Genomic DNA, 7100 nt, shown 5'->3' with positions numbered 1-7100 from the left:
CTGCCCGGTACTCGACGACCAGGAACAGCACCCAGGCGATGATCACTGCGGGGATCCAGAACCAGGGAGGGAGCTCGTCCATCATCAGGACACCGCCTCGAGGTGTCGAGCGAGGAACTTCCTGATCGAAGGGAGCGCGTTCTGGCGGATGTAGAGCGTCTGCCGCACCTGGCCGTTGTGGTGGCGTGGCGCGTTGTGCTGCGGTCGAAGGGCGAACTTCTCGCCGTGTGCTGCGGCTGCCCGGTACTCGACCTCGTCGACCATCCGGTTCTGCGACTCGGACCAGCGCCGGCCGATCTTGTGCCGGTACACCCACCCGGCAGTGATGAGACGTTCCCTAAGGTCGTTCTCCTTCACGCCGAGCTCGGATGCTGCGGCGCGGAACGTGGCCACGTCGTCACGGTCAACGAACTGCTCGACGTACTCGACCTTGGGTGCATCCTCAGCAACCTTCGCTTCGAGTTCCTTCACCCGGTTCGACGTGATCTGCAACGCCCGCGCAACGATCTCGTCATCCGAGATCGGAGCAGACAGTTCCTGCTTCCGCGTCTGGACCGCGAAGTACTGCTGCAACGCCGCGATCTCCGGCTTCGACCCGTCCGCGTTCTGAAACAGGATGTAGCAGGCGTATCTGGTGAGCTGCACATCCTCGATCTCGCGACGTGCACCAGACCCTGTCTGGACCATTTTCGTGACCCCACGAAAATGGTCTGAGGCGTCCAGACCTGACGCGTTCACCGAAGCAATGGCCCGGTTGATCGCCCTCGACCAGTTCTCCCAGCGTTCATAGCCAGCGAACGGCATGAGGTCACGTGCGGACCACATCTCGCCGTCAGTGAGCGTGATGATCTTGAGATCATCGAGCTGTGCGCTCAAGCTGAGGGCGCTCATGCCACACGCTCCGGCTTTTCAGTGGGGAGAGAGTCGATCCATCTACGAGCCTCATCGCGGGTGATGAGCGGCTTGGTGCCGTAGTAGTTGGCAACCAGATCTCCGTTCTTGATCGCCTTCTGGATCGAGTCGACGGAGAGGTCAACCGCGATGGCGAGATTCTGAACCGAATAGCTGAGCTTGTCGAGTTGCGCTTCCATCACGCGGCCTCCTCCAAGAATCGAGACAGCGGGGTACGCAGAAAGCCGCCGACACGCACCAGCTCATGGAGAAGGAAGTCGGTACGCCCTGCGAGGCGGTCTTCCATCTCTGAGTCGGTGATGTCGGCGGCTTGTGCGACGCTGTGAATGTCAAAGCCTGCCTCGCGAATCGCGAGGTTCACTCTTCTCGCGACTGTCGCTTTCGCCAGGTTGTTGGTCATAACGCCAGGCTATATGGCGGTAACGCCAGGTGTCAACCGCTGGGAGCAACTTTCTTGTCGATTTCGCCAGATACCTGGCATAGGCTGGCTATCATGGCCGAACAAGTAACCGACATCAGTCGCGCCGTATCCGACAAGCTGACAGGGGCGTATGCGAGTAAGCGGCTGACGCAGGAAGAGATCGCGGATCGCGCTCATATGTCGATCTGGACGCTTCAGAAGAAGCTACGCGGCCGCGCTCCCATCACCGCCACTGATCTGGTCGTCATCTCGCAGGCGATCGGCGTCTCCCCCACGAAAATCCTGACTGAGGCGCTTGAGGAGATCGAAGAACAGAAGCGCTTGGTGTCTGCGGGGGTAGCTAGCATGGCGGAACATCGCAAGAAGCGGCCATCTGAGATGACAGAGGAGGAGTTGGATGCATTCAAGGACGAAGGCGCAGCCAACACCGATGACGAGCTTGGACACGACCAGCCCCAAGACACCTAGAGGCCGCGCATACGACCCGTGGGAGCATGCTGATCAACTCGGCATCCCGGTATTCGTCAGACGCCTCCGCACTGCGAATGGCCTGTACTTCCGGGAGTACGGGGAGATCATCATCAGCGATCGCCTACGTGTTCGCGATCAGCGCCTCGCCCTGGCGCATGAACTCGGTCATGCTGTCCTCCTGCATCCCGATGATCGCCCGAAGTACGAAGTACAGGCCGACCGGTTCGCGGCCCGGAATCTGATTGACCCGGAGGAACTGGCCGACCTATATCGGTGGTGTGAGGACGAGCGGCGCATCGTCACCGAGCTCGACGTGACTACGACGCTATTTCGCGCGTATGTTCTGTCTCGGGCGGCGTGAACAGAGCTGAGAACTGGACCATCGCTGCGGTGAGGCGCTCCCTATTCCTCAGAGACTTGTACCCCTGAGTGGTGGCACGGTCGGAGTGACCGACGATCTCCTGAATGAGATCCTCGGGGACGCCGGCCGCGTACAGGAGGTCGACGGCCGTGTGGCGCGCGTCGTGGAGGCGGGCGTTCTTCTCGATTCCCGCTGCCTGGATCGCCTTGCGCCATGCTTTGGTGTCGGCGTCGGGTCCGATGGGACGTCCGTTCTTCGTGAAGACCAGACCCCAGGGGTTCTCCGGCGAGCGTTCGATGTGCTGCTCGAGGATGGACTTCAGCGGGTCGATGAGAGGGATGATGCGCCACGACTTCGACGACTTGGGGCGGGTCAGGTAGAGCCCACCTGTGAGGTGTCGATACTCGTAGTCTGTGGGCACGTCGGGCTTACCATCGGTGTCCGTCTTCTTGAGCCGGAGCAGCTGCCACGAGAGATCCAGGACGTCCCCGACTCGGTCGAGTTCGAGTCCGATGACTTCGCCGCGACGGGCGCCAGTGAGCAGAGAGGTTGCCCAGCGTGCGCCCATCTCATCGTCACGCGATGCGTGCGACAAGAACTGCAGAGCCTCTTGCAGGTTCAGGGGCTCGAGGGCGACAGCGGCCTTCCGCGGGGCGCTCACGAGGGCGGCGGGGTTGCGACCGATCCGTCCTTCTCGGACTGCCATCTTGAAGGAGACCGACATTGTGCGGTGCGCGAGCAGAGCGGTGGTCGACGACAGCCCCTTGGCGAGGACCGCATCATGGACGCGCCGGATGTGCACGGCGGTGAGCTTGTCGAGCTTCACTGTCCCGATGGTGGGGACGATGTGGTTCTCGACGGTCCTCTTGTACCCGTCGAACGTGTTGGGTCGGACTTCCTTGGCCACTTGTTTCAGCCAGTAGCCGAACCACTGCGCGACAGTCTGGTTGACCGTGGGCAGGTCACCGAGCCGCTGCAGCTCGGCCTTGGCAGCAGCCATCGCGGCGAGGAGATCCTTCTTGCTCTTGCGTCGGATCTTCTTCCGCCTGCGCGCGCCATTGAGTGATGGGAGCTCAATGACGCCCGTCCACAGCCCGGTGCGCTGGTCCTTGAAAACGGACCCCTCACCCTTACCGCGCATCGCGCACCTTCTTTCATTTGAGACTTCGCTTACGCGTCGCGGACTCCGTTGTCCGCATGGCTTCTTCTCACGCTTACGACGTACGTCACAGCTATTCCCTTCCGGCCAAGGCAGGTGTACCCGATGGTGTCTCCATCGCTACCGGCGGACAACGGTTGTTGACCGCCGCTGAGGACAGGTTAGCAACTATTTTCAGCAGAAATCAAGTCGATATCGACATGTTCCTCACAACTGAAAATCGTGAGGTCACGGGATCGACGCCCGTCGGAGCCACTGCCGCCTCCCTAGGCTTCTACTGGGGAGGCGGTTTTTCGTCCCGGCGAGCCGATCCGCTCAGTGTATCCGCTGGTGTATCCGATATCTCAGATATCGTCCATCCATGCTTCATAAGCCGGCTCTTTGCTTCGGTAGGCGCATGTGACATCGCCCGGGATCGGGCCAGAGTGGACCTCGATGTAGTCCTCTGGTCGCACCGGGTACTTGGTGACGAGTTCTCGCCCATCTTTCCTGCGAACGGTCACGCCGCTGTCCTCCTACGTCGCGAAGCCGCCTCGCGATCCATCCGTTCTCTGACGAGTCGTGCGGTGATGGGGTCGGCCGCTATCCCTTGGGGTGAGCGTGCGGCCCTGCCGAGGAGGACGTAGTAGCGGATCTCGGTGATGCCGAGCTCTGCCCGGATGGCAGCGTTCTTCGCGGGGCCCGGGTGGGGGTGGTGGTGCTCGAAGTCGAGGAGTGTTACTGGGTGCATGAGCACAGTGTGCGCTGGGGTTCGGACATCACCCCTAGCGCCATACACGTTTACCGTGTATGATTGAGGTACAACAACACAGAGAGAGGAGGTGACACATGGATCACCTGCTGGAAGCCCTCGGAACCTTCTTCACCGGACTCGCAGCCCTCATCCTCGCAATCGCGGCACTGACCGACAGAAAGCGAAAGAGGAAACGAAGACGCAAGAAGAAGTGAGAGACGGGGATCGGAACTAGACCAAGTAGCTCCGATCCCCACCTTCCAGTATCCATGGATCATCATGAACAACACACTCAAATACGCGGCCGGGGTCTTCGCCCTCGCATCCGCGACATGGTCGTTCGCGACCAGCAACTTCTGGCCTGGGCTGCTCGCAGTCATTGCAGCCGGACTCACCGTTGTATCCATCATCCGCACGAAAGTGGAGGCCAACACTCCGACAGAAGAGACCGAATGGGAGTACACGGTCGGAGTCATCGACAGGCGCATCTCGTACATCTCGGAGGACACGTACGGGAGTGACTTAGAGGCAAGACAGAGCATATGGCCCGGCTCCGTCGTGCTTCGACGCCGGCCCGCGAGCGAATGGGAGGTGTCCGATGGAGACGTATCTGTCTCGGACTGAAGTGGCGGCCCGCATCGGGGTGAAGCCTGACACGCTCTCCCGGTACAAGCTGCCCGAACCCGACGCCATGATCAGCACGACCAGGGGATGGCTACCCGCCACCATCGACACCTGGAACGCGTCACGACCAGGCAAGGGCGCGGGCGCGGGACGGAAGCCCCGTGAATGACTGGCTGAGCAGCGTGGATGCCGGGCTCCAACCACGCTGCCCAACCGACAACACGGTCATGCGCGACGTTGACGGCGGCTGGGATTGCCCCACCTGCCACCACTTCGAACCTGTGATCAGCGGTCCGCTGCCGTCAGAGTTCAACGGACCTAGCATCTTCCGCGAATGAAGGCGGCAGGGTTCTCCTTCTCCTCCGGGTGTCGGTGCTGGGGCATACAGTCGCCGCCATGCCCCGCGAAGGACTCCACCCCGACGTCGCCCTGAGCATCAAGCTCAGCACCATCATGTCCCGCAACCAGTACACGCGAGACCCCACCCCGGTCATCGACGAGCTCTACATGGCCGCCGGCGACCGTCTCGACATCCTGACCACTGAGGTTGGGCTCTGGGTCGGCTTCTACAGCATCCCCGAAAACCGGATCCTGTGTGACGCGCTCCGTGCCCTCCCGCTCGACACGGCCGACGCGATCGAAGAGGGCGGCAAGCGACGGCGTGCAGGCACGCACTCGACGACCGGGTTCAACGGCCCCTACGGCACCGGACTCTGACCCATAGGCTGGTGGGCATGCTCATCGGAATGATCCGCCCCCGCGAGGAAGTCACAGCCGAAGTCGAAGGCGAATCGCTCGAGGCCGTGCAGGCGAAGCTGGAAGCGCACCGTCCTGACGGGTTCGAGCTCGTGTCCGCGCCGGCTGAGATGATCAAGGGTGCGGCGCTGATTCGCACTAAGGGGACGTTCCAGTCTCGGTCTGGGTTGCGTGAGATCGAGGCCGACGACATGGACGCGATGAGGGCAAAGGTTCCTGACGGGTGGCAGTTGCTCTCCGTGCGGACCGTGTAACCGCCCTGAGAACGACGAAAGACCCCCACCCGGCCGAAGGCTAGGTGGGGGTCTTCTCAGTCGAGGTCCGGGAGGACGGTCAGTAACGCGTAGGCGTCGTTGGGGAAGGTGATGATCTCACCGTTGATCGTGACCTCAAGTTCGATCCGGTACGAGCCGGTCGGGAGCGTCCCGGTGAGGGTGTGCGTCACGGTCCCCTCTTCTGCGTCTGTGATGTCGCAGCCGAGAACCTCAGGATCACGGCCACGGTCACGGGCGATGAGACGCACAGTCGCGCCGGTGAGGTCCATGTTCGCTCGCCATGACACCTCGTGGGTGTCGCCGTGCTTCACGATCATGCGTCCTCCAAGGTGCGGCGGGTGATTTCGGGTGTGAGGGTGTGCGCGACAGGTATAGCGGTGAGTGTGAGCACTTCGGGCACCTCTGGGGAGGGGCGAACGATGGCCCCTGTCCCCGTGAGGACAAGAACACCGACCGCCGAACGCACGACAGCGACTGTCGCGGCAGCCACACCCGCGAGGGTCAGGTAGCCCGTCGCGGATCGGGATACAGCCTCCGAGCTGACCTCCCCCTGGCCGTGGAGCGTGAGGATGCCGGTGGCGGATCTGGTGATTCCCGTGCTGACCGCAGCGGACCCGTCAACAGTGAGCGCGCCAACGGCGGTGCGAGACACGCCGAGCGTTCGGTCGCCTGAGCCGGACACCGCGAGTGCCCCATCGGCGACCCGATCTACGCGAACGGTGCGGAACCCGCTACCGGAAACTTGCAGGAATCCCCCGGCGGATCGGCGCACCTCAATGCCCCTGGTCGCTGTGCCGGATAGCGTGAGACGACCAACGGCGCCGATGGAGGATGCTCCCACCGCGGTGACGGATGCGACGTTCGCGACCTGCGCCATGCGGGCGCCCTTGGCTGCCGCAGTGTCGTAGTTCGCCTGGGATTGGATGATGTGGGAGACGACCGGTTTCCCGTAGGTGAGCATCTGAGACCATGTGGACGCTGACGCGGTGTACTCCATCCCGAGGATGGACCATCCGGTTTGGGCTGTGGGGATGTTCGGGAGGTCACTCTCGTAGAAGTACCCCCACGTGCGGTATCCGCGTGCCGCAGCTGCGGACGCGACCCCGCCACCGGTCCCGACACCGTACGCCTTGACGACGATCTTCGTGTTCCCACCGTGAGCGTCAAGCAGGTCGAGGAACGTGGATTGCGCGGTGTTGGTCTTGTTGTCGACGACAACAACGTGGGTCGGGGTGAACGCATCCAGGAAGTCCACGAGCCGGTAGTACGGTCGCGGCGTCCCTGCACTGTTCAGCGTGTTCTGGTACGTCTGCAGTTGCGCCCAGGTCATCGCGGACACGTCCGGGAGCCCGGTGGTCTGACTGGTGCGATTCGGGGACGCGTCATGC

The 7100-nt window shown here is 62.5% G+C and carries 12 protein-coding genes; 5 read left to right on the top strand and 7 right to left on the bottom strand.

All coding sequences use genetic code 11. The features are described 5' to 3' along the window. Window positions 1-84 precede the first annotated feature (84 nt). From ACOJSN_RS06245 to ACOJSN_RS06235, 3 genes are read right to left on the bottom strand one after another with little or no spacing between them, the layout of a single operon-like run. Window positions 85-891, bottom strand: a complete 807-nt coding sequence (locus tag ACOJSN_RS06245) for a phage antirepressor KilAC domain-containing protein (RefSeq protein WP_420111647.1) — start codon at window positions 889-891, stop codon at window positions 85-87. After that, complete coding sequence (locus tag ACOJSN_RS06240) at window positions 888-1091, bottom strand: hypothetical protein (RefSeq protein WP_420111646.1); 204 nt, start codon at window positions 1089-1091, stop codon at window positions 888-890. Before ACOJSN_RS06240 ends, ACOJSN_RS06245 begins: the two co-directional genes overlap by 4 nt. Further along, window positions 1091-1312 carry a hypothetical protein gene (locus tag ACOJSN_RS06235; RefSeq protein WP_420111645.1) on the bottom strand — a complete coding sequence of 74 codons (222 nt, stop codon included), beginning with the start codon at window positions 1310-1312 and terminating at the stop codon, window positions 1091-1093. The genes ACOJSN_RS06240 and ACOJSN_RS06235 overlap by 1 nt, the downstream gene beginning before the upstream one ends. A 93-nt stretch (window positions 1313-1405) precedes the next feature. Here ACOJSN_RS06235 and ACOJSN_RS06230 point away from each other — a divergent pair, with 93 nt between their 5' ends. After that, window positions 1406-1801, top strand: coding sequence for a helix-turn-helix domain-containing protein (locus ACOJSN_RS06230; protein ID WP_420111644.1), 396 nt, complete (start codon window positions 1406-1408; stop codon window positions 1799-1801). Further along, window positions 1764-2165: an ImmA/IrrE family metallo-endopeptidase gene (locus ACOJSN_RS06225; RefSeq protein ID WP_420111643.1), complete on the top strand. Its 402-nt coding sequence runs from the start codon at window positions 1764-1766 to the stop codon at window positions 2163-2165. Before ACOJSN_RS06230 ends, ACOJSN_RS06225 begins: the two co-directional genes overlap by 38 nt. Here ACOJSN_RS06225 and ACOJSN_RS06220 read toward each other — a convergent pair. Beyond that, window positions 2122-3306 carry a tyrosine-type recombinase/integrase gene (locus tag ACOJSN_RS06220; RefSeq protein WP_420111642.1) on the bottom strand — a complete coding sequence of 395 codons (1185 nt, stop codon included), beginning with the start codon at window positions 3304-3306 and terminating at the stop codon, window positions 2122-2124. The genes ACOJSN_RS06225 and ACOJSN_RS06220 overlap by 44 nt on opposite strands. A gap of 517 nt (window positions 3307-3823) precedes the next feature. Further along, the gene (locus ACOJSN_RS06215) at window positions 3824-4054 is read right to left on the bottom strand and encodes a DUF3263 domain-containing protein (RefSeq protein WP_420111641.1); all 231 of its coding nucleotides are present in this window, start codon (window positions 4052-4054) and stop codon (window positions 3824-3826) included. A gap of 282 nt (window positions 4055-4336) precedes the next feature. Between ACOJSN_RS06215 and ACOJSN_RS06210 the strand changes: the two genes are divergently transcribed. The 3 genes from ACOJSN_RS06210 to ACOJSN_RS06200 all read left to right on the top strand — a co-directional run bounded on the left by ACOJSN_RS06210 (window position 4337) and on the right by ACOJSN_RS06200 (window position 5691). Next, entirely contained in the window at window positions 4337-4681 is a 345-nt protein-coding gene (locus tag ACOJSN_RS06210; RefSeq protein ID WP_420111640.1) for a hypothetical protein, read from the top strand. 396 nt (window positions 4682-5077) lie between these two features. Then, a complete protein-coding gene (locus tag ACOJSN_RS06205; RefSeq protein WP_420111639.1) occupies window positions 5078-5398 on the top strand; it encodes a hypothetical protein in 321 nt (106 codons plus the stop codon). Between the two features lie 17 nt (window positions 5399-5415). Then, window positions 5416-5691 carry a hypothetical protein gene (locus ACOJSN_RS06200; RefSeq protein WP_420111638.1) on the top strand — a complete coding sequence of 92 codons (276 nt, stop codon included), beginning with the start codon at window positions 5416-5418 and terminating at the stop codon, window positions 5689-5691. A 56-nt stretch (window positions 5692-5747) separates the two neighbouring features. Here ACOJSN_RS06200 and ACOJSN_RS06195 read toward each other — a convergent pair whose 3' ends face one another. Together ACOJSN_RS06195 and ACOJSN_RS06190 are read right to left on the bottom strand one after the other, a co-directional pair. After that, complete coding sequence (locus ACOJSN_RS06195) at window positions 5748-6029, bottom strand: hypothetical protein (RefSeq protein WP_420111637.1); 282 nt, start codon at window positions 6027-6029, stop codon at window positions 5748-5750. Beyond that, on the bottom strand, window positions 6026-7100 hold a 1075-nt coding region (locus ACOJSN_RS06190), incomplete at its 5' end, for a hypothetical protein (protein WP_420111636.1). The genes ACOJSN_RS06195 and ACOJSN_RS06190, both read right to left, overlap by 4 nt.

Source organism: Pseudactinotalea sp., from assembly GCF_048594945.1.
Lineage (GTDB): Bacteria > Actinomycetota > Actinomycetes > Actinomycetales > Beutenbergiaceae > Pseudactinotalea.
Note: the sequence above shows the minus strand (reverse complement) of the source record. Positions and strands in the feature narration are given on the sequence as shown.

Excerpts from the sequence above, each read along its gene's own strand:
- ACOJSN_RS06245 (WP_420111647.1), bottom strand. The coding sequence starts at position 891 with ATGAGCGCCCTCAGCTTGAGCGCACAGCTCGATGATCTCAAGATCATC.
- ACOJSN_RS06240 (WP_420111646.1), bottom strand. The coding sequence starts at position 1,091 with ATGGAAGCGCAACTCGACAAGCTCAGCTATTCGGTTCAGAATCTCGCC.
- ACOJSN_RS06235 (WP_420111645.1), bottom strand. The coding sequence starts at position 1,312 with ATGACCAACAACCTGGCGAAAGCGACAGTCGCGAGAAGAGTGAACCTC.
- ACOJSN_RS06230 (WP_420111644.1), top strand. The coding sequence starts at position 1,406 with ATGGCCGAACAAGTAACCGACATCAGTCGCGCCGTATCCGACAAGCTG.
- ACOJSN_RS06225 (WP_420111643.1), top strand. The coding sequence starts at position 1,764 with ATGACGAGCTTGGACACGACCAGCCCCAAGACACCTAGAGGCCGCGCA.
- ACOJSN_RS06220 (WP_420111642.1), bottom strand. The coding sequence starts at position 3,306 with ATGCGCGGTAAGGGTGAGGGGTCCGTTTTCAAGGACCAGCGCACCGGG.
- ACOJSN_RS06215 (WP_420111641.1), bottom strand. The coding sequence starts at position 4,054 with ATGCACCCAGTAACACTCCTCGACTTCGAGCACCACCACCCCCACCCG.
- ACOJSN_RS06210 (WP_420111640.1), top strand. The coding sequence starts at position 4,337 with ATGAACAACACACTCAAATACGCGGCCGGGGTCTTCGCCCTCGCATCC.
- ACOJSN_RS06205 (WP_420111639.1), top strand. The coding sequence starts at position 5,078 with ATGCCCCGCGAAGGACTCCACCCCGACGTCGCCCTGAGCATCAAGCTC.
- ACOJSN_RS06200 (WP_420111638.1), top strand. The coding sequence starts at position 5,416 with ATGCTCATCGGAATGATCCGCCCCCGCGAGGAAGTCACAGCCGAAGTC.
- ACOJSN_RS06195 (WP_420111637.1), bottom strand. The coding sequence starts at position 6,029 with ATGATCGTGAAGCACGGCGACACCCACGAGGTGTCATGGCGAGCGAAC.